The sequence below is a fragment of the Eisenibacter elegans DSM 3317 genome (genome assembly GCF_000430505.1).
GTDB lineage: Bacteria > Bacteroidota > Bacteroidia > Cytophagales > Microscillaceae > Eisenibacter > Eisenibacter elegans.
On the sequence record NZ_AUMD01000019.1, the window covers coordinates 273,949 to 295,554 of the forward strand.

Sequence of the window (21,606 nt, forward strand, 5' to 3'; positions counted from 1 at the left end):
GTGTGGTCAAATACTCCACTACATCGCCAAAATGGAACTCTCCCCGAGGGATTCGTGTTTTACAATTATCATCGTAATATACCGATTAATCATATGGGTTTAAGCAAAACATCGGCTTTTTCTACAAACCAAAATCAGCTAGCAGCTTTGGCCAAGGCTTTGGCACACCCGGCAAGGATTGCCATTCTGGAAGTGTTGTTGAAGCGTCAATCCTGTGTCTGCGGAGAGATTGTGGAAGAGCTGCCCCTCTCACAGGCCACTGTCTCACAACATCTCAAGGAGCTAAAAACAGTCGGGTTAATTCAGGGCGACATCGAAGGGACACGCATTTGCTACTGCATTCACCCTGAAGGCTGGCGGCAACTCCAACAAGTGTTGGGGCAATGGCTTGTACAGGCCGAATCCAATTGCTGTTCATAGTGCTGTTTTCACGGTCAATTTTTATATTCTTACAATTCAATCCCCCTAATTCTATGGAAAATAACGAAGCCTTGAAGGCAATGGTGAAAGAGAAATACACCTTGATTGCCAACCAATCAAAAACTGAAAACGAAACCTCTTGTTGTGGTGTTGGTGGTTGTGCTACGGTAGATTATGCCGTTTTTGCCGAAAACTACCAAGATGTACAAGGTTACAATGCCGACGCTGACCTGGGGCTGGGTTGTGGCCTACCAACCGAGTTTGCACAGATCAACCTGGGAGATACCGTTCTTGACCTAGGCTCTGGTGCTGGCAACGACTGCTTTGTCGCCCGAGCCATTACTGGGGAAAGCGGAAAAGTGATTGGTGTAGATATGACAGAGACGATGATTGAGAAATCTCGTGTAAACGCCGAAAAACTAGGATTCAACAACGTAGAGTTTCGTCTGGGAGACATCGAAAGGCTGCCCATTACAGCCAATACAATTGATGTGATTATCAGCAATTGTGTGCTCAACCTCGTTCCTGATAAGGCCAAGGCTTTTGCAGAAATGTATCGGGTGCTAAAACCTAGCGCTCATTTCAGTATCTCAGATGTTGTGCTACAAGGCACACTACCCGAAGGGCTACGCAATGATGCTGAGATGTATGCCGGCTGTGTATCAGGAGCTATCTCACAAACCGACTATCTGAAACTGCTGTCGCAGGCTGGGTTTGTGAATGTGCAGGTACAAAAATCTCGGAAAATCAGTCTGCCTACAGAGATTTTGAGCCGTTATCTTGACAAAGAAGGCTTGGATAGTTATGCACAAAATGACTCCTTGGGTATTTACAGCATTACGGTATACGGTCAAAAACCGGCTACCCAAACTTGTGCGCCAGATTCCGGCTGTTGTTAATTATTATAGCCCGGCAACATTGGCTTGAGCTTGAGAATCAAACCAATCGTATCCAGTGAATTTTGATATACATTGGGCTCTTCTGCAACTTTGGCACACATCATACGTGTACCTCACGGAAGAGTCCTGATTTTGATTGGGGATGCCTAGAGGGCGGCTTTGTTAACGCACTTTTTTCCACCAAATAATAAAGCCCGTAATAGGCAAAGAGCATCCCACCAAGGAGACCAAGGCATAAAGTATGATGCCGGGCAGGCCTAGGAACTCTCCGGTATGGAGTGGTAACGATATTGCTACAAACTGTTTGTGTAAGGGTTTGTCTCGAAAAAGCTCGACAGCCTTAAGCTCCCCTTTTTTGTCAAAACTGATTTGATCGGGCAACATCGCCCCCAGCCAGTTGGTCGTATTGATTTTTTGGATGCTAAACCGAGGCTCTTTGTCATCGGGCAATTGTATGATTGTCGTAGCGTGGTAGTGAAGTTTTTGGTCAACCAAGCCCATCAGGCTGTCTAAAGAAATAGGGCGAAGGTCTTTCATTGTTTTTTTCTCCTCTTCTTTTTCCATCATCTCTTGCAATAGCAGCTCAAAATTATTAGAAATTTCTTCTTTGACAGCCTCTCCAGATATGGGTTTGCCCCCTAGGGCTACCAAAATACCGCTTTTCATCCAAGGATAGGTAACATAAAGTCCCGTCAGGGCAATAAAAAGCAACAACAGTAAGCTATAGAAGCCTAGTGTGTTGTGTAGGTCATAGTTGATACGGTAAAACTTTGCTCTCCAGTTGATGGTCAATCCAGCTTTGATGTTTTTCCATTTCCAACGTGCCGGCAACCACAGCACAAGGCCAGATAGAAGCATAAAAACAAAAATCAGGATAGAAATACCCACGACCTGCTTCCCGATTTTGGTAATCAGTAATGTGCGATGGATATTGAGCACTACCTGAAAAAATCCGTCCATACTGCGGCTGCTGTGGCCTAGCTCCTCGGCGGTATAGGGGTTGAAATAACTCGTTTTGAGTATCCCTGATTCGTGGTTGAGGTAAGAGATACTGATGCTTTTATTTTTGGCGGCGGGCAACACCAAGGCCGTGATGCTGCTGCCCCGGCGTTCAAAAATAGCCTGTAATGTGTCTAAGGGAAGCGGCACAGCTTGTTTGGGTGCATCTACATAGACTTTGTGTCGGTTATATAGCTCTATGACAGGGTTTTTGAAGGCATAAATGCTGCCTGTAAGGCAAACAGCAAACACCACTACTGATGATAACAAACCAAGCCATAAATGTCCTATGGCCATAAAATATTTAAACCAAGATTCGTTTTTTCTCTTTTTTCTTAGCAAGGATTTAACTAATCGCTTCATCGATTTTGGGTTGTAAATATTATTGTATAAGTGGTTATTTCAGCCAAAGCCCTAGGTTGCGGGTGTTTTCAAAACCCACGGCCTAGGCCGTGGGCTAAACCTGTAGAAAGCTTCTTTTTGATGCCAAAACAAGTTTGTTGTTGAGGTAGAGCTTATCCCAGCTTTCTGAAGGGCTATCGGCTGGCGGTTTGTTCTGCTTTGTCTTTCTTCTCTTTCTTGGGTTCTTCCTCGGCTCTTTCTGCTGGCTTTTGGTCTTTTACCAATTCTAAAAACTTTGCATATTGAGCCTCAGAAAGCACTTTTTTCATTGCGCCTTTGCGCTCATCATCATATTTTAGCCAATACTCTTTTGCTAGCTCGCTGTTGCCATGATAAATATCGTGGGCTTCGTGATAAGAGCGTTCAAAGGCGTTATTGACTGCTTCGAGCATTGCGGCTTGTTTTTCGTCGAGAGCCAGTTCCGTTTTGATCTTGCTGAGTAGCTCATCATTGTAACGGGGGCGCTTACGGGTGTTTTTGGCCATAAAGGCATTGTATTTTTCGAGCTGTGTATCGTTGAGAAATACAGCCATATCCGCGGCTTGCTTCTTGCTGCGTTCTTCCATTTGTTTGAAAGCCTCCACACGGTCAAACTTTGCCCCTCCTGAAGTAGCAGCGGCACGGCTTTCTTCAGCAATTTTTTTGTATTTTTCTACAACTTCCTCAAATTGCTTTTCTTGTTCGGGATTGAGTGCCAATTCGGCTTTTAGCGCGGTGTAGTCTATCCCACGGCGGCGGTTGTTGTCGGCTGGTTTTTCGTTGTTGGCCGTGCTGGTGCTAGTTGTACTGTCGGTATTGTTATCGACTTGGTTGCTTTCTGAAGCACCACAAGAGGCCAAGAAGATGCCCGTGGCCAAGGCCAAGGCTGTTAAAATGTTTGTTTTCATATTTTTTGTGTTTGATAAAGTGATGACTGTTTTAGGAGAAAGGGTGATGCAGTACTCACCCTTTTGTTGCTTATTTCAAGAAATCACATCACAACCTAAAATCTTGACAAGCAGCTTCTTAGAAAATACCGATATAACGGTTGCCGGGCTTGTTGACAAGCTTAGCGCCTTTGGTAATGGCTCCTGTACGGCTGTTGATGATGTAAATATTGCCATCTTTGCCAATAGGCGTAATGGCAATGTATACCTCATCGCCATTGACCAAAATACCTTGGTATTGGCCGAAGTTAAGGTCGGCATCTTCAGGGATATCAACTTTGGTGGCTGTTCGGGCGTTGAGGTCTAGCCTAGCCACAAACCCTTGGTCGCTGTCGCCGTGGCTATAGAGTGCATAGGCAATACCATTGCCAGCATATCTCCAGCAGTCTACATAGACATTGCTGACTCCTAGGGCGGTATTTAGGCTGAAAACATAGTTGTTGTCATACTCATTGTTCGCATTGATTTTGAGGATGTGTGAGCCTCTGTTCGAAGGCTCGCGTTGGGTAGCTTGGTAGATGTTGCCGTCTTCGGTAGTGAAACTGTTGAAGCTGCGGTAACCACTGCAATCGCCCTGCCCTACGGTAGAGGTGATGACGGTTGGGTTCTCGAGCGATGGATAATCTACAACCACAGATTTTGTACCGAGGCGCTGGAAATTACTCTCTGTTTGCCCTGTAGCGGGGTTACGCTTCTGCATCCAAGTACCGATGATGAGCTTATTGCCGGCTTTGTTGAGCACCGGAGCGTCTAGGCGGAAGATGTTATGTCCTAATGCTTCTTCTTCGGCAGTCAGGGGGATTTGGTACTGCTTGTATCTGGAAATCAGCACATTTTGTAAGTCCAAGGCCAACACGGTAGCCGTACCACGATAGTATTGAAAGGTTCCACCGGGGTTGGCACCATTGGGGGCATTGTTGGCAATGATATTGGCTACATTTACGGCTATACCGGTTTTATCGCCATCAAATAACTTTGCCCAGCGTGGCGAGGTACTGGCATACTGCGCAATGTTTACAGATACGTCCTCTTGGACAAAGTTGGCGCCACCATTGACCTTGTATCTTGAAAACTCGCCACCATTATCGCCGGTATAGGCGATGTTGAAAAGCGTATTGCCGTCTTCTGACGATTGTAGGCGGGCGGTGCGGTTTGATTTCACAGGGAAGCCATTGTCATAGACATTGATGGCAAAGTCAGGGTTACGCGCATCTTCATAACTTACTGCATAGACCATCGTGCCGCCATTACCATCGCCGGGGGTGGTCTGCATCAGCGCACCGGCTACGGTAATCCAACGTTGTGTGTCGACGTTATTATCAGGATTGACGGACTCATTATTTTTATTGCAAGCAGCCAGCGACAGTAGCATCGCCGCACTCAAGGCAAGTGATTTGAGATAGTTGGTTTTCATATAAAAACTAGATTTGTTATTAAAAATTACTGATTGTGTAGTTCAATTTTAGATAAAAAGCTCTTCCTGGTTTTTGCACGGCGAAGTTGTCATACACCTGCGCGTTGAGGATGTTTTTGGCATCAGCGCTGAGTACAAATTTTTTGTTAGGGAAAATATAATTCAGCCCTAGGTCGTGGATGTGTTGGCGCGGCGTACGGAAGTCTTCTATCAGTAGCCAAGTAGTATAAAACCGCTCTACAAAGCCAAAGCTATAATAGAAGTTGATGGTGGAGCGCTCGGCGATAAGGTTGTGTAGGGCGTATTGCAGGCTTGCATTGACGGTGAAAAAAGGCTCGTTGGGGAGTTGTCTGTTGTAATGGTCGTATACTCGTCCGTTGGGGTCTTTTTCCATATTGAAGACAGCATTGAATTTAGAGAAATTTACCACTACGTTTAGGTTTTTATTGTAGGTATAGAATAATTCTCCCTCAAAACCAATGGCCTTGGTTTTACCTAAGTTTTCGAAAGGGTTGGTTTGGATGGCATCGTTGAGTCTGGGGTTGATTTGCTGCACGATTTTGTCCCTTGTGTCTCTCAAAAAACCTGTAGCATTTAGCGACACTTTGTGGTTTCCGGCGATATAGGGGCCAAATTTGAATCCTGCATTGAGGTTGTTGCTTTGTTCGGCAGAGAGATTGATGTTTTCTGTGATATTATCCGCAGGGCTTCCAAAAATCTCCTCTTCGGAGGGCATTCTGATGGCTTTTTCGGCAGAAGCCAAGACCATCCACTTGCGGGTAATGGCATAAGAAACAGCCACCCCATACCCAAGTGCGGCGCGGGAGTTGCTCATTCGGTTTTCTTGCCGGGTAGGCTGCCCGTCTACATTGACCAACACCGGATTCATACGGCTGATACTTTGTTGGTAATATTTGGCAAAAAAGCTTGTTTTGAGACTATTGCGAAGCGTGGTCGTTTCGTATGCCAGCGAGGTGATGTTTTTCTGCAAGTCTCTTGTTCCGATGAAGTCTCGCTCAGCCATACTCCGCATCTGATCTTGTTCTCTTCTATCAATGGTATAGAAAATATGATTCAGTACAATCCTATGGTGGCTATTGAAATCATAATTGAGCCCTACACGAAATGTTGCCACATTTCTGTTGATATGATTAATGGTAGGTGCGCCTTGTTGCGCGCCAGAGGGTCTCAAAATAGGGTCTCCATTGAGCCCGATGCTTCTTTCTCCAAACCAATTGTAGTTCCAGCGAACGGTATCATTGACTACTTGGTGGCGTTGGCTGTACATTCCCGAAAATGTAAGCTCAAGTCCTTTGGTCAATACATCGGCTTTTCGGTAGTTCATCGTCAGCACCTGCGCCTGTGAAGTACTGAAGCGACCCATATACGGGATAGACATATACATCCCGTGTTGGATTTCCTTGTGATCATCAGAAGCATTGAAACCGATGAAAAACTGGTCGGCCCATTTGACATCCGTGAACCCCAGCTCTACTTGGCCACCAATGGCGCGATAGGCATCATTGAAGCGCCGTGCACGCACATACTCGTAACGGCCATTGGGCAAAATATTCCTGACAAACTTCCCCCAAACTTCATAGTCATTGTCCGAATGGTTGTAAAAAGCTGAGACCTTTACAGCAAAGCCTGTTTTTTCGTTTCGAAACATCCCACTGAGATGGCTCTGAAGGGTATTGAAAGAACCATAAGACACCGAAGCCGTCAAATTATTGCGTAGATTTTGCTTCAATACCACATTGATAGCGCCCCCCAAGGCATCGTCGGCCAAGTGTGCGGGCACAACCCCTTTGTAGACTTCTATGCGTTCTATCAGCGCTGGAGGGATGCTGTTGAGGCTAAATGAAGGGCCATAGGTATTGAGCGGAATGCCATCAATAAAAATCCTGATAGAGTGCCCCGACATCCCATTGAGGTTGTAGTTTACCGCTGAGCCCAGCCCCCCATTTTGGCGTACACGTATCCCAACACTTCTATCGAGCAGCTCATTTGTTTGTATGTTTCTGATTCCGGCTTCCTTGGTCTCTATTACATTGGCCGCAAAGCCGCTTGTTTCGATGATTTTCTTTTCTGACTCTGCCTCTACTACTACCTCACTGAGTACTCGCGCCTCCGCTTTTTTGAATACCAAGGGCAGGCTGACCAACTCGCTACCTACACTGAGGGTATAGCGTTGCTTCTGAATTTCTAGGCTGCTGACTTCTACTTCGTAGTAACCATAGGGCACTTCTTTGATTTCATACCTTCCTTCTCCATCTGATAAGGCATATTTTTTTATTGGGTGAACAATCACGGTTGCGTAAGCTACCGGAGAGCCATCTTCGAAGCTCAACCTACCCGAAATCTTGGCGCTTTGCCCAAAGCAAACAGTATGTAAAAATAGACTTAAGATATAAAATATCAGAATGATGCCCCTTTTCATATATTATCTATGATTTGATGGGGTAAAGTTATTTGTTATTTTTAATCAGTCCAAATAAATCACTTAAAAAGTTTAAACACTGAAGTTAAGTATCTGATAATCAGCTATAACAAACTGGCTACAAATACGGTCTGTCCTCATTCGCATTGATACCGATTATTGAGACACAGCACACCGACAACAATCGACTTTTGTACTAAAGAAAGATTAGTTTGGGTATTTTATGAAAATACAAAATGAATAAAATAAAAAAATTGATTGCAAAATGCAACCGATTGTCTAATTCAGTTAGCCGCTTAACTACTTTCGAGTTGAGGGATAAGTTTGACTAGCAGGGAGCGTAGAAGCCTCTTATTGCCCCAGAACAGCAGATTGTCTCCAGTGCTATTGCGTGGTTGGGCTGCCTGGCAGTGTGTCCTCTGAGTAAAACAAGCGCCGACTTCCTAGTAATTTACAACCGTCTCAGCTTTATTTCAGGATGAAAATACAAGGAGAGCAGCTCATTGCTCCAAGCCAAGGCCACGTGTACGCCGAAGGCAATCCAGATAGTGCCTGTATAAAAAGTAAGCCAGCTCAGAATAATCCCTAAAGGCACGGCTCCTATTGTTTCTTTAATGCCCTTGGGGATATGGGCAATGGCATAAATACACGCATTGAGGGCAATGGCAGGCACCGCACCCAAAAGGCTGACCGTACCGAAGAGCAAAAACCCCCGAAACAACAATTCATATGCAAACAAGTACGCTGCCCAGCTCAACAAGCTGCTCACCAGCAGTCCTGCCGACCAGTTGGGCTCGCGTATCTGCGGGTACATCGCCAGGTTGTCGGGTTTGCGGGCGTTGCCCAAGTTGATGAGCAGTACGACTGCCGACAGCCCCACAGTCCAATAAAGCGATACATCAAGGTTGATGAAGGACAAGCCATAATCAGCGGCTGTTTTGGGGATGAGCAAAAAATTGACCGTAATAGGCACGATACCCATCCAAAAAACACCCAAATACCGCTGTACCAACACCTGATATACTTGGGCACGCGCCCCAAAGCGCCCTTCCAAGTAGCGTCGTAAGGCTGTCGATTCGGCCATAAAAAAATAAGCCACATAGCCCAGAGTTACGTGAATCATCATCAGGACAAACTCAGTGTCTTGGGTTTGCCAAATAACGGGAGTGTGTGGAGTAGGCATCGTTTGTTGGGAGGAGTACTAAAAATCTGGCTGCAAAATAACAAACCTCTTCCAAAAAACATCACTTGTCTGCTAGATATTCAAACTAGGGCTAAATCTTGGTGTACCCTCTTGTAAGCCCCCTAGTTTGCTATACTCATGTATATGTAACTAGACCATAGGGGAAAACTCTATAATAAATAATAAGCCAACTCAAAATAAGAGGAAAGACATAACAAGGAGACTAAAACAAGGCTAAGTTTCTAAATTCAAGATTAAAATGATTATCCGTTATTTAAAAATATGATAACTAATGTGTTAAAGCTCCTTCTTTATGACTAAATTCCGCCAAATCAATACATACACTTAATACCCTCTTGCTTTTAACACTGACTTATCTCATCCCTGTTACCAGCCAAGCTTTTGAAACATAGCCTTATCTGAGCCTGCGCCAAACTGGGGCGACTTGTTTTTTGAGCAAGATGATAACCTTATCACAATCACAGGTCGTTACAACCACGAAGATGGTTTGATAGTAGGCACTATTCACGGCAATGTAGTATCGAGTAGATGGATACAGAGCAGTAATGACCGAAGTGGTTTGTTTGAATTTACCATCGCTACTGACGGCCAAAGTTTTCAGGGTAGCTGGTGTTATGGGACAGATGTCAACCGAAGAGATTGGTATAATGGCTGGGACGCACGACGCGTGAAATAACTCACAGACTTGCACTGTTGGATGAGATTTGTAACCCTCTTCCTTGAGGGCTTATCTTAATAGAGGTTTGGGCATACCCCCTCATATTGGGGGGTATGCTTCTGCTTGCAGCTTTGGTCTATCACATAAGTATGGGAAGGCTATCGCCACGCTTACGCTCGCATATTTCAATCTCCCATCGTAAACGATACCTCCATCAAACAACCACCTCGAAAACTCAAGGTGGTTTGCTTTAAAAAAAATTAAAACTTAACACCGGGATAATACGCAGCTGCACCTAGCTCTTCTTCTATGCGGAGGAGCTGGTTGTATTTGGCGGTACGGTCGGCACGAGAGAGGGAGCCGGTCTTGATTTGTCCGGTATTGAGCGCCACGGCCAAGTCGGCGATGGTAGCATCTTCTGTTTCGCCAGAGCGGTGCGACATCACGCTTTTGTAGCCATACTTACGCCCTAACTCAATAGCGGCGATGGTTTCGGTCAGGGTGCCGATTTGGTTTACCTTGATCAGGATGGAGTTGGCCACCCCTTGGTCAATACCTTGTTGTAGGCGCTTGACATTGGTTACGAACAGGTCGTCGCCTACTAGCTGTATTTTGTTGCCAATGGCTTGGGTAAGTTGTTGCCACCCGGCCCAGTCGTCTTCATACATCCCATCTTCGATAGAGGCAATGGGGTAGGCATTGACCCACTCCGTCCAGAGGCTGACCATCTCGTTGGCGGTGAGTTCGTCGCCGGTAGAAGAGAGGATATAGCGCTGTTTTTCTTCGTTGTAAAACTCAGAAGAAGCAGCATCTAAGGCGATGAGGATGTCTTCGCCGGGGCGGTAGCCGGCCTTCTCAATGGCCTGAAGCACTACCTCGATGGCTTCTTTGTTGGAGCCGATATTGGGCGCAAAGCCCCCTTCGTCGCCAACATTGGTAGAGAGGCCTTTTTTCTCCAATACTTTTTTGAGATGATGAAACACCTCCGTTCCCATACGCAAGGCCTTAGAAAAGCTGTCTGCGCTGACAGGCATAATCATAAACTCCTGAAAATCGATGGCATTGTCTGCGTGAGAGCCGCCATTGAGGATGTTCATCATCGGTACGGGAAGCGTGCGGGCGTGTACCCCGCCCACATATCGGTAGAGCGACTGCCCTTGCGAAGCGGCAGCGGCCTTGGCAGCGGCTAGCGATACCCCTAGGATAGCATTGGCTCCGAGCTTGGCCTTGTTGTCCGTACCATCGAGGGCCAGCATCGTCTGATCGATGGTGTATTGGTCAAATACCGACACCCCTTGCAGCGCCTTGGCCAGCGTTTTGTTGACGTTTTCTACGGCCTTAGTTACCCCTTTGCCGAGGTACTTGTTCTTCTGACCGTCGCGCAGCTCTACAGCTTCGTGTTTGCCTGTAGAAGCCCCTGAGGGCACAGCAGCACGGCCCAGCAGGCCTTTGTCGGTGATTACGTCTACTTCTACCGTCGGATTGCCGCGTGAATCCAAAATTTGTCGTGCACGTATAGTATGAATGAGACTCATATAGGGTAAAATAATGCAGGATTAAGAAAAATGTTGAGGCCACAGCCAAACTTGGCGCTGCCAATGAGGCTGTAAATTTAATAGATATTTTTGGAGATGTTGGAGAAAAGCAGTTTTTGTGTTATGTTTAGCCCTGCCGAGCTTTTTTGGGATGATTTTTGGCAGTATCGAATAACAAGCCATATCACCGACTTTTGTTTTTAATACACACTACACTGAACCTATGAGTAGAAGAGGAAGTCTTGCACAAAGGCAGGCGCGTAAGCGATTGTATAAAGAGATGTCCATGGCCAGTATGGTAGCCCTTGGACTTTCGATGGTCTTATTCATTTACTATTTTGTGATTGATGACCCGCTGTTGTACCAAGAGAAAATGTCAGTAGCCACATTGAACAGCGATACTGCTTATGTAACCCAAGTGATTAAACTTCCTAACAATGTACGCGCTTATAAAGCCAAATTACAGGTACAAATGCCCCGCTCATCTATCAACTGGATGGGCATTGAGCTTACCATCACTGATGCAGAAGGCGAAGTAGAGTTTACCAAAGCATTGGGGGAATTGTATTATGAGTTTGGCAGCGACTCGGACGGTGCTTGGACAGAAGCCAACGAGGATCTTACCAAGTTTTTCAAGATGCCAGTATCCGAAGAGGATCGAGAAATCCGGGTAGAAATTTATGCTGACAAACAGCCTGAGCTGGAAACCCTCCAAGACCTGACCGAAGCCACACTCGAAATCCGTGATGGCACCTATGCTATGTTGGGTTATCGGTTTTTGTGGCTGTTTTTTGCATTATGGATTCCGCTTATCGTTTTTGCTTTGATGGCGGATAACGTCAAATACTGATTATCAACACCTGAAAATACCTCCTATTATGAATGATTCTGATGTCTGGTTTCCAAGAGCCGTTGTACTGAGTCTGCTCGTCTTGATGTTTTATGTATCTATCGCCTCTGCCCGCTATGGCTGGGGCTTGGCTACCGCAGGGCTTAGCCATTATTATACCAAGGGCGAAGGTAAGCGCGATACCACCGCCAATGCACGTGAATACCGCCGGACAGGAGGCGGCTTGGTCTACATCGGTAGCCGTAGTCGTGAAACTGGTACTTTCAGAGGGCGCACAGGCAGCAGTAGCCGCAGCTTCAGAGGAGGTTCTAGCCGTGGCGGCAAGTAACCCTTCGCCTATACCCCACAACACACCTCGTAATATTGTACCCAATAACCTCAAAACGATATGAAATACTACTTTTTCCTCTCCAATGTACCCCTACAACAAGGCATCATAGAATCCTTGATTTATACAGGCATCGGGTTAATTTTGATGATTTTGTCTTTCAAAGTCATAGACCTACTCACCCCGGGTAGCCTACGCCAACAAATTGCCAAAGAAGGTAATGTAGCCTTGGCCATTATGGTAGGCAGCTTTGTGCTGGCCATTGCCCTCATCATCTCAAGAGTGATTGGAGGGAATTAATGAGTATAAAGCCTGAAACCGATGCGCGGCAATCCTTGCCGCCGCAAGCGGTTCCGGTACTGTTGGTATCGGTATTTCTGATTGCGATTTGCGGCATCCTCTATGAGTTGCTCATCAGCAGTATGTCGGTTTATTTTTTGGGTAGCAGTATTTTGCACTTCTCCTTGACCATAGGGCTGTTTTTGTCCTTTATGGGCTTTGGCGCTTTCTTGTCCAAATACTGCTCAGACGAAAAGCTGCTCACCCTATTTATCCATACGGAGCTATACCTAGGTGCTATCGGAGGAGCCAGTGGCATCATCTTGTATAGTGCTTATGCTTTTGATGTGCCTTATTATCTGGTGGCTTTCTTGTTGACGGGCTGCATTGGTAGCTTGGTAGGCATCGAAATCCCCCTACTGACTCGGCTTATCCGCTTGCGTTTTCCGCTCAAAGATACGCTGGCTCAGGTTTTGTCTTTTGACTATATCGGGGCGTTGGTGGCCTCTGTGATTTTCCCCTTAGTACTACTGCCCCATTTGGGGCTGATGCGTACGGCCTTTTTGGTAGGGTTGATGAACATCGCCATAGGAGCCTTCAATATTTGGGTTTTCAGGGCGTTGCTCCCCCAAATCAACCGGCTGTGGCTAAGTGTGGCTGTGGTGGGAGTGGTATATACTTTTGCCTTCTGGCAATCTCCCTTGGTCAATCGCTTTTTTGAGCAGATGCTTTACCAAGATGAGGTATACTATGCCGAACGCAGTGCCTACCAAAACTTAGTCATCACCCGCTGGAAGGACGATTTACGCCTCTTTATTGATGGGAATCTGCAGTTTTCTTCCGTCGACGAATACCGCTACCACGAGCCGCTCGTACACCTGCCGATGTTGGCCGTACCCCGCCCAGAGCGTGTATTGCTGCTTGGCGCTGGCGATGGTTTGGCAGCCCGCGAGGTACTCAGATACCCTGAAGTAACGGAGATAGTGGTGGTAGACCTTGACCCGGCGATGACCAAGTTGGGACAAACACACCCCTTCTTGCGCCAGCTCAGTGCTGATGCACTCAACAACAAGAAGGTCAAAATTGTCAATGAGGATGCTTATAAGTATATCGAAAATGGCACAAGCCGCTTCGATGTTATCATCATTGACCTGCCCGACCCCAATGATGTCTCGATAGGCAAGCTTTACACCGAAGAGTTTTATCGCTTGGTACAAAAGCGCCTCGCGGCTCAGGGTGCTGTGGTCAGTCAATCGACCTCGCCCTTTTTCGCCCCGCGCTCGTTTTGGTGTATTCATCAAACCTTGGAGGCCGTATTTCCCACAGTATATGCCTACAACGCCAACGTACACTCTTTTGGGCAGTGGGGCTTCAATCTGGCTCTCAATTACCCTCAGGATGCCGAAGCCGCTCCCTATGCCCAAACACTAAGCAAGCGTTTGGCAGCCCGCAAATACCCTCTGCGCTTTCTCAGCCCCGAGCTACTGCCTACGCTATTTGTGTTTGACCTCGATACCCAAGAAGTAAAAACACAAACCAACCGCCTCGACAACCAAATGTTGGTGCAATATTATGAGCGCGAATGGGAGCGCTACAACTAGATTCTACTATGTATTCGTAGCCTCGAACACGCGGCTACTGCGCGAAGTTTTGATTAAGCCTTACAGCTTCTACAAAGACCGCAAAAAAGGTAGCTTCCTAGATCTTGATTGTCTAGGAAGCCATTCAAATGTTAGGGAGCATTCAAAAAAAGCTGCTCCCTGAATTATTGGTTGGACAGTTCCCTACCACTCCATCGGTACTTGGTTGCGGGTGAGATCGTCGAGGGTTTCGCGCTTACGGATAAGATGCGCCTTGCCTTCGTGTATCAGCACTTCGGCAGGGCGGAAGCGGGAATTGTAGTTAGAGGCCATACTAAATGCATAGGCACCGGCATTGCGAAATACGAGGATATCCCCTTCGCGTACTTCGGCCAGCTTGCGGTCGATACCAAAAGTATCTGTCTCGCAAATATATCCCACGACGGTATAGATACGTGGTGCGCCACTAGGGTTGCTGACGTTTTCGATATGGTGGTAAGCATCATAAAACATCGGGCGGATGAGGTGGTTCATCCCTGAGTCTACTCCTACAAAGGCCGTAGCCGGCGTTTGTTTGATGACATTGGCTTTGACGAAGAAAAAGCCCGCCTCGCTGACCAAGTACTTGCCCGGCTCAAACCATACCTCGGGGCGGCTTCCATAACGTTGGCAAAAGGCCTCATAAGCCGTAGTCAGCTGGCGGCCTAGGTCTGCAATATCAGTGATAGGGTCGCCCTCACGATAGGCTACTTTGAACCCGCTGCCGAAGTCGATAAACTCCAGATTGGGGAACTGCTCGGCCACTTCAAAGAGGATGTTGGCTCCTCGCAAAAACACCTCTGCTTCGAGAATATCAGAGCCGGTGTGCATATGGATGCCCGTAACACGAATGTTGTTGGTCTGAATGACGCGGTGTACGTGGCGCATCTGCAAAATCGAGATACCAAACTTGGAGTCGATATGCCCCACTTGGATTTTGGCATTGCCCCCGGCAACAATATGAGGGTTGATGCGGATACAGCAAGGTACACTATCTCCGTAAGTATGGCCAAACTGTTCGAGGATAGAAATATTGTCAATATTGATTACCAAGCCTAAGGACACCGCCTCTTGAATTTCTTCAAAAGACACGCAGTTGGGGGTAAACAAAATATCCTTGGCTTCAAAGCCTGCAAGCATCCCTAGTCGTGCTTCTTGGATAGACACTACATCCAGACCGACCCCTTGGCGCTGCAAAAATTGCAAGACCGCTATGTTGGTCAAAGCCTTGGCTGCATACTTGATTCGGTATGGTAGAGCGTTGAATGATTTTTGTAATATTTCAAGTTTTTCTTTGATTTTACCAGTATCATAAACATAGAGCGGTGTGCCAAATTCTTCACAAATCTTGAGGACATCCAGCCCTTGTATTTGGTATTGTTGTTCATTGAGTAGCATATTTTTGCGTTTTAAGGGTTAAAATTAAGCGCTCTAATCGGATTTAGCACGTTTTTTTTAGGATTTATTTTCGTTTTTAGGAAATTAGTACTATTTTTAGAAAAAAAACAAAGCCAAAATTCCTAGCCTGCCGCAATTTTACCAAACAGTATAGCCGCTTTTGGAGCGTATTAGCTGTTAGTTGTTGAAGGCGTATTTGGTTCCAAAATTATTCATTATCAATAAAACTATCAAAACAAAATACTATGATTAAGGTAATACCCTCTATATTTCTACGCGAAGGCAAGGTCGTCCGTACCAAGGGGAGCGATATCAATGAATTTGTAACCTATGAACGCGACCCTATCGACTTGTCGATGGAGTTTGCCGACAATGGCTTCAGCCGCCTACACGTCGTAGACCTTGATGGGGCATCGAGACGCAAAATCGTTCATCATGAGGTGCTAGAGCTCATCGTAAAGTACAGTAAGCTAGAAGTCAACTTTAGCGGCGGCATCACCACTGATGCGGGCGTGCGTACGGCTTTTGAATGTGGGGCGCATTCGGTAACAGTCGCCACAGCCGCCATTACTGACCCCGACCGCTTCTACTCTTGGTTTATCACCTATGGAGGCCCCGAAAAAATCATCCTCGCTGCCGACTCACTCGACGGCCAAGTATTGTACAAAGGCTGGAAAGGCGACTCTGGGATAGACCTCAAGGCGCACGTCAAGCATTTCTATGAGCGCGGTATCTACTATGTAAAAGCGACCGAAATAGGCCGTAACGGCACGCTTGAAGGGCCTGCTTTTGAGCTATACCAAGACCTGCGTCAGACATTTCCTGACCTGAAAATCATTGCCAGCGGCGGGGTACGCTCTCTCGAAGATGTGGAGCAACTGGATGCGCTTGGCGTACACAGTGTGATTTTGGGCAAATCTCTCTATGACGGCATCATCAGCTACAGCCAACTACAAAAGTACAACGAAACCAGCCCGGCGGTATAAGTCTTGTCACTTACAGCCCTCAACCAGCTGTATATTCCTTCTTACATTATGCTAGGTGGCCTTACAGGTTTTTTATACCCAATCAAAATTGGTTTGGGTAAATGTATGCACTGAAAACCCTTGATAATCAAGAAAATCAAAACCTAGTGAGTCCTCAAGTTCAGTGAATCTTGGTATATTTTATTATGGACAAACTATTGTTGTTGGTGCTCTGCTTTGGTGCCGGAGTGGTGCTGGGGCGTGTACCTGCTTTTCCGACAGACGCACACAAAGGCATCAATGCCTTTATTTTTTGGGTATCGCTACCGGCGGTGTCCCTGCTATATATTCCACAGCTCTCGCTCAACTGGGCAATGTTGGCTCCGGCCCTGATGGCTTGGCTGGTACTCCTAGGCGCTTGGGCTTTCTTTGCCTTACTGGGGAGGCTGTTTGGCTGGGACAAGGCCAGTATCGGCTGTTTGGTGCTTTGTGCGGGACTAAGCAACACTTCTTTTATTGGTTTCCCATACCTTAGTTACCTCTATGCCGACCCTGCCGCGCTGCGTTATGCCGTGCTTTGCGACCAACCCGGGTCTTTTTTGGCGGTGTCATCTTTAGGTGTAGCCTTGGCCGTTAGTTATTCTTCGGGCGGAAGTGTCTCTTGGCGGCTGATTGGTCGGCGCTTATTGTCTTTTCCTCCTTTTGTGGCATTCTTGTTGGCCTTGTTGCTGATTCCACTGGGCGGTACTCCCCCCTTTGTACAGGCTACCCTCAAGCCACTGGCCGATACGCTCAGTCCCTTGGCACTCTTTTCGGTAGGCTTGCAAATCCGGTGGCAGCTAGCCGCAGGACTAGGCAACCGGCTTCTGTGGGGCTTGGCTTATAAACTACTCCTTGCACCACTACTGATTTTTGGCGTTTACGCCAAAGGGTTGGCTATCGGCGGGTTGGTGCTAGAAGTGAGCGTATTAGAAGCAGCGATGGCCCCTATGATTACAGCCGTGCTCCTAGCCGCCGAGTATCGCCTACAGCCCAGCCTTGCCCATATGATGGCAGGGGTGGGCATTCCCCTCTCCTTGCTGACAGTATACGGATGGTGGTGGTGGATGGGGGGGTGATGGGTAAACCAAAAGCAGCCTCATCTTCGGACTTTGTGCTGAATGAGTGTGCTTAGCTTGTGGTATTCCTAGGCTGAGGGATATAAGCCAAGGTAGCCCGCAGCGCAGCGAGGATTATCGGCGATAACCCACAATCAGAAGATGTGACAGGATTTGACAAAGGTGCTAAACTCAGCATTTGCGCTGTGAGTGTGAACTCCGGAGGATACCCAAGGGCTTTTTTGGATGTGTCTTTGGAGAGCTCTCCTGAGTTCACAGGGTGTTAGCTAACGTATACAGGGGCTACTGTGTTACCACTGTTTGGAGTGCTTCGAGGCGCTCGACCATCGCCTTGGAGCCAATCACCAGCGGGGCGCGTTGGTGTAGGGTGGTCGGGGCGATGTCGAGGATGCGCTGTTGGCCGTCGGTGGCCTTGCCTCCGGCCTGCTCTACGATAAAGGCCAAGGCGTTGCACTCATACAACAGGCGCAGCTTGCCTTGGGGCGCACTTTGGGTAGGCGGATAGAGGTAGATGCCCCCTTTGAGGAGGTTGCGGTGAAAGTCCGCCACAAGCGAGCCGATATATCGGGCCGAAAACTGCTGCTCCCGGCATTCGGCCAAATATTGCTGATAGGGCTTCGGAAAGGTGTTCAGATTGCCTTCGTTGCAAGAGTAGATTTTGCCCTTTTCGGGGGTTTTGAGTTGTGGGTGAGAGAGGAAAAACTCCCCCAACGAGGGCTCATACGTAAAGCCATTCACGCCGTGTCCGGTAGTGTAGACCAACATCGTCGAAGAGCCATACAACACATAACCTGCCGCCACTTGTGCGTTACCGGGCTGCATTACATCATCCAAGGTTGGCGGTGTGCCAATAGGGCTTAGGCGGCGATAGATAGAAAAAATCGTCCCTACGGATACGTTTACGTCTATGTTCGACGAGCCGTCGAGCGGGTCTATTGCAATCACATAGCGGCCATCGTGGTAGCCCGTATCAATCAGTTCTTCGCGTTCCTCGCTGATGATGGCGCAGACCTCCTTGCCATTTCTAAATGCCCTAATAAAGCGAATATCGGCAATCACATCGAGCTTTTGTTGGTCTTCGCCCTGTACGTTTTGTTGGCCGAAAGCACCGTTGATGCCAATCAGGCCGGCGTGGTTGATGTCACGGTTGATGATTTTGCCGGCCAGTGCGATATCGCGCAGCAGCTGCGACAGCTCCCCTGTGGCATAGGGGAAATCCTCTTGGCGTTGTTGGATAAATCGGTCGAGGGTGATGCCTACCGGGGCGGCGAGTTTGTCTTCTGTATGATGGTCCATAATACATCTATTGAATGGTGAACAAAGGCTGACTGTCTGTTTCAAAGGTGCTTTTCATTTTTTCTTTGGGGGCTTTCGCCTGCATAGCTTCGCCCGCCGACTAGCGCCCTCAGAAATCCCCTCAGGGGTTTTGGCACTTCAAAACTGCACAAAATTCAGATTTTTTTGGCACAATTGCGATGCTTTGCGTCAAATTCCGTAAGTGTCTTGATACGCTACTGTGAAAAATCTGCTTTTCAAACAACGCCAAGGGGAGTTTTTCTGTATCTTTGTCAACTAACAATTATCGGAAAGCCCTGCGCCAACCACTGCCATTATGAGTTTGCAAGCCACGCTACGCCAACAGATTGCGGCCTATTATGCTGATGAAGAGATTGACCGCGCTCTGAAGTATTATGTCTCTACCAAATGTCAAAACGTCGCTCCACTTTTGGAGTACGAAGACGAGCACGCTCACGCTTTTATTACCAAGCAGCCGCTGATGCCATTTTTTATGGAGAAGCCCCTTGCCGAAGGCGAAGACCGCTTTTACCTCATCCTTGCCGACGCAGGTATGGGCAAGACGACCTTTATGCTCAACCTCTATTTCAACTACGCCCGCCGGCTGCTGGATGTGTCATACAAGATGAAGCTCTCCTTTATCCCCAGCGACCCCAACGATGAGTTGATCGCCGACAAGCCGGCCTATGTACGGCTGTTTCCGCTTGGCTTGCCCAATATCTTGCGCGAAATCGAATATATCCCCGAAGAAGACCGCCCACGCACCATCCTGATGCTCGATGCCTTTGACGAAGATGCCCTTGCCATCGAAGACCATCACCAACGCCTACACCAAATTTTGAACCTAGCCAAAGATTTCGCAGAGGTCATCATCACCTGCCGCACACAGTTTTTCCCCGCCGACGAAGAAGAAGGCGAAGAAGAAGGTGTCCTCGAAATCAATTATCAAGACAAACACTTCCGCTTTCGAAAGATATACCTCTCCCCCTTCGATGAAGAGGATATCAAGAAGTATCTCCAGAAAAATTACCCTTTTTTCAGCTACTTCAAGCGCAAAAAGGCTGAACAGATTGTACGCCAGTCGCCCAACCTGATGATGCGCCCAATGTTGCTCAGCTATGTAGACGACCTGCTCCAAAACCGCGAGAAGTTTGGCTACAGTTACCAAATCTACGAAGCCCTCATAGACCGCTGGCTCGACCGCGAGGCCAACCGCCGTAAGGGGCGCGAGACCGAGTACAAGGCTGCACTCTATCGATTTGCACAGGCCGCAGCGCTCGATATGTGTCGTAATAGCAAGGTTCGCGAGGGCTTTTGGATTTCTGCTGACGAGCTGACTCCCCTAGCTGCTCAATACGATATAACTCTCAACGAGCTAGAGCTGAAAAGCCGCTCACTGCTCAACCTCAACGCCAAAGGCCAATATAAATTTGCACACAAGTCTATTCTCGAATATTTCATCGCCCAGCAGGTATTCGAAGCCCCTATCCTCACAGAGCAGTTTGCCCTCAGCGACCTAGAGCTAGCGCAACTGTTTTTGGAAGAGATGAGCCACCAACATCTCTGCGGCCTCGAAGGTGTATACCAAACCCTTAAATTTGGCGAAGCCCTACCCCTAACCCAGCTCTCCCGCCAAACATTGGCGGCCATCAAGGTGGTGCATCTGCCCAAAATCACCGACCACGACCTACAGGCTCTGGCTGTATTGCCCAATCTTGACAACCTCCAAATAGCAGACAATATCAGCCTAAGCAGCACCAAACTCTCCAATTTGCTGCAAAAACGCCACTTGGATCTAAGCAATACCCAGCTCCAATCGTTGGCCGCACTCCAGCAACTCAGCAGCCTCAAAGCCTTGGATTTGAGCCAAAATCAGATTCAGGAGTTGAGCGGCTTGCGGCGAATGAAAGCTCTCGAAGCACTCAACCTCAGTGCCAATCAAATCAAAGACATTAGCGACTTATACGAGCTGGTTTTGCTCCAACGCCTCAATATCAGTAATAACTACGTCGAAAACATCTATGCTCTCAGCGACCTACAAGCGCTCAAGGTATTGGTGGCCAGCTTCAACAAACTAGAGGATGTATCGCCGCTGATTCGCCTCGAAAACCTCGAAGAACTGACCCTCACCAATAACAACATTCCAGAGGTAGACTTCCTGAAAGACCTACCCAAGCTGCGCCTGCTCGACCTGAGCAACAACCCCATCAGCCCCGAGCAGGTGTGGGCGCTCAAAAACCCACAACTCAAGCTGATTTTCAAAATTGGCAAAACAGCGTTTTGATTGACGATGTATGGCGTAATCGTCAATCAAAACACGCCAAGTACAAAAAAAGCTACCTCTTGAGGTAGCTTTTTTAAAATCACACAAGAGTACAGGCTGTTACTGTATCACAATCTCTACCACATTGCTGCGGATATTGTTGATGTCATAAAAAACAGCACGTTGTGTCATCAAGTCTGTGTATGTGTGGGTTGTTATTGCACGTAAGCTCAATTATCACAACAGCATAATCTTTGCGAATGGCAAACTCATCAATGGCTATCCGAGTAGCATATGTTTTCCGTTAATTTAGCACAGCAGTAAATGCCGATAACGCGCTGCTCAACCTCAAGGTTGGATAACTCTATCTCTGGTAAGTCAAGTAATTTTTCAATATCGAAGTTATACCCGGTCTTATCTTTGCGCCAAATTTACGGAAGAACCACGAAACACAAGATTTCCCACTGCTCCCCCACAATCAAACTCCAGTCATTGCACAATAAGGCTCATTGGCTGCTGCCGCAGGCAAACAAAAACCCATTGCAATCAGCTTTCAAAAAGCGTCCTACGATGGGGGAGTATGTTTTCAAGTA

The 21,606-nt window shown here is 47.4% G+C and carries 18 protein-coding genes; 10 read left to right on the top strand and 8 right to left on the bottom strand.

The annotated features are described in order from the left end of the window. Positions 1 to 93 precede the first annotated feature (93 nt). Together G499_RS0107165 and G499_RS0107170 are read left to right on the top strand one after the other, a co-directional pair. On the top strand, positions 94 to 420 hold the full coding sequence (locus G499_RS0107165) for an ArsR/SmtB family transcription factor (RefSeq protein ID WP_026999383.1): 327 nt from the start codon (positions 94 to 96) through the stop codon (positions 418 to 420). Positions 421 to 473: 53 nt separating this feature from the next. Next, on the top strand, positions 474 to 1,319 hold the full coding sequence (locus G499_RS0107170; protein ID WP_026999384.1) for an arsenite methyltransferase: 846 nt from the start codon (positions 474 to 476) through the stop codon (positions 1,317 to 1,319). A 162-nt stretch (positions 1,320 to 1,481) separates the two neighbouring features. Here the strand turns inward: G499_RS0107170 and G499_RS0107180 are convergent, their stop codons facing one another. The 5 genes from G499_RS0107180 to G499_RS0107200 all read right to left on the bottom strand — a co-directional run bounded on the left by G499_RS0107180 (position 1,482) and on the right by G499_RS0107200 (position 8,683). Beyond that, complete coding sequence (locus tag G499_RS0107180) at positions 1,482 to 2,615, bottom strand: PepSY-associated TM helix domain-containing protein (protein ID WP_051296022.1); 1,134 nt, start codon at positions 2,613 to 2,615, stop codon at positions 1,482 to 1,484. A 239-nt stretch (positions 2,616 to 2,854) separates the two neighbouring features. After that, complete coding sequence (locus G499_RS0107185; RefSeq protein ID WP_026999386.1) at positions 2,855 to 3,607, bottom strand: hypothetical protein; 753 nt, start codon at positions 3,605 to 3,607, stop codon at positions 2,855 to 2,857. A 118-nt stretch (positions 3,608 to 3,725) separates the two neighbouring features. After that, positions 3,726 to 5,060, bottom strand: coding sequence for a hypothetical protein (locus G499_RS0107190; protein ID WP_026999387.1), 1,335 nt, complete (start codon positions 5,058 to 5,060; stop codon positions 3,726 to 3,728). Between the two features lie 19 nt (positions 5,061 to 5,079). After that, positions 5,080 to 7,500 (bottom strand): TonB-dependent receptor, encoded by a 2,421-nt coding sequence (locus G499_RS0107195; RefSeq protein WP_026999388.1) that lies wholly within the window; start codon positions 7,498 to 7,500, stop codon positions 5,080 to 5,082. Between the two features lie 451 nt (positions 7,501 to 7,951). Continuing rightward, complete coding sequence (locus G499_RS0107200; protein ID WP_026999389.1) at positions 7,952 to 8,683, bottom strand: CPBP family intramembrane glutamic endopeptidase; 732 nt, start codon at positions 8,681 to 8,683, stop codon at positions 7,952 to 7,954. A 445-nt stretch (positions 8,684 to 9,128) separates the two neighbouring features. Here G499_RS0107200 and G499_RS21715 point away from each other — a divergent pair, with 445 nt between their 5' ends. Continuing rightward, complete coding sequence (locus tag G499_RS21715) at positions 9,129 to 9,380, top strand: hypothetical protein (protein WP_026999390.1); 252 nt, start codon at positions 9,129 to 9,131, stop codon at positions 9,378 to 9,380. Positions 9,381 to 9,622: 242 nt separating this feature from the next. On the opposite strand, the gene eno is transcribed toward G499_RS21715, so the two are convergent. Beyond that, positions 9,623 to 10,897, bottom strand: coding sequence for a phosphopyruvate hydratase (eno, locus tag G499_RS0107210; RefSeq protein WP_026999391.1), 1,275 nt, complete (start codon positions 10,895 to 10,897; stop codon positions 9,623 to 9,625). Between the two features lie 223 nt (positions 10,898 to 11,120). Here eno and G499_RS0107215 point away from each other — a divergent pair, with 223 nt between their 5' ends. From G499_RS0107215 to G499_RS0107230, 4 genes are read left to right on the top strand one after another with little or no spacing between them, the layout of a single operon-like run. Then, complete coding sequence (locus G499_RS0107215; RefSeq protein ID WP_154658349.1) at positions 11,121 to 11,747, top strand: hypothetical protein; 627 nt, start codon at positions 11,121 to 11,123, stop codon at positions 11,745 to 11,747. A gap of 28 nt (positions 11,748 to 11,775) precedes the next feature. Then, on the top strand, positions 11,776 to 12,075 hold the full coding sequence (locus G499_RS0107220) for a hypothetical protein (protein WP_154658350.1): 300 nt from the start codon (positions 11,776 to 11,778) through the stop codon (positions 12,073 to 12,075). A 60-nt stretch (positions 12,076 to 12,135) separates the two neighbouring features. After that, positions 12,136 to 12,375 carry a DUF350 domain-containing protein gene (locus G499_RS0107225; protein WP_051296024.1) on the top strand — a complete coding sequence of 80 codons (240 nt, stop codon included), beginning with the start codon at positions 12,136 to 12,138 and terminating at the stop codon, positions 12,373 to 12,375. Further along, entirely contained in the window at positions 12,375 to 13,955 is a 1,581-nt protein-coding gene (locus G499_RS0107230) for a polyamine aminopropyltransferase (RefSeq protein WP_051296026.1), read from the top strand. Before G499_RS0107225 ends, G499_RS0107230 begins: the two co-directional genes overlap by 1 nt. 183 nt (positions 13,956 to 14,138) lie before the next feature. Here the strand turns inward: G499_RS0107230 and lysA are convergent, their stop codons facing one another. Continuing rightward, entirely contained in the window at positions 14,139 to 15,371 is a 1,233-nt protein-coding gene (lysA, locus tag G499_RS0107235) for a diaminopimelate decarboxylase (protein ID WP_026999396.1), read from the bottom strand. A 245-nt stretch (positions 15,372 to 15,616) separates the two neighbouring features. On the opposite strand from lysA, the gene G499_RS0107240 reads away from it, so the two are divergent. Both G499_RS0107240 and G499_RS0107245 read left to right on the top strand, forming a co-directional pair. Beyond that, a complete protein-coding gene (locus G499_RS0107240) occupies positions 15,617 to 16,357 on the top strand; it encodes a 1-(5-phosphoribosyl)-5-[(5-phosphoribosylamino)methylideneamino]imidazole-4-carboxamide isomerase (protein WP_026999397.1) in 741 nt (246 codons plus the stop codon). Positions 16,358 to 16,542: 185 nt separating this feature from the next. Continuing rightward, entirely contained in the window at positions 16,543 to 17,454 is a 912-nt protein-coding gene (locus G499_RS0107245) for an AEC family transporter (protein ID WP_026999398.1), read from the top strand. A 282-nt stretch (positions 17,455 to 17,736) separates the two neighbouring features. Here the strand turns inward: G499_RS0107245 and fbp are convergent, their stop codons facing one another. Next, positions 17,737 to 18,750 (bottom strand): class 1 fructose-bisphosphatase, encoded by a 1,014-nt coding sequence (gene fbp, locus G499_RS0107250; protein WP_026999399.1) that lies wholly within the window; start codon positions 18,748 to 18,750, stop codon positions 17,737 to 17,739. A gap of 316 nt (positions 18,751 to 19,066) precedes the next feature. On the opposite strand from fbp, the gene G499_RS0107255 reads away from it, so the two are divergent. Further along, a complete protein-coding gene (locus tag G499_RS0107255; protein ID WP_026999400.1) occupies positions 19,067 to 21,034 on the top strand; it encodes a leucine-rich repeat domain-containing protein in 1,968 nt (655 codons plus the stop codon). Positions 21,035 to 21,606 lie beyond the last annotated feature (572 nt).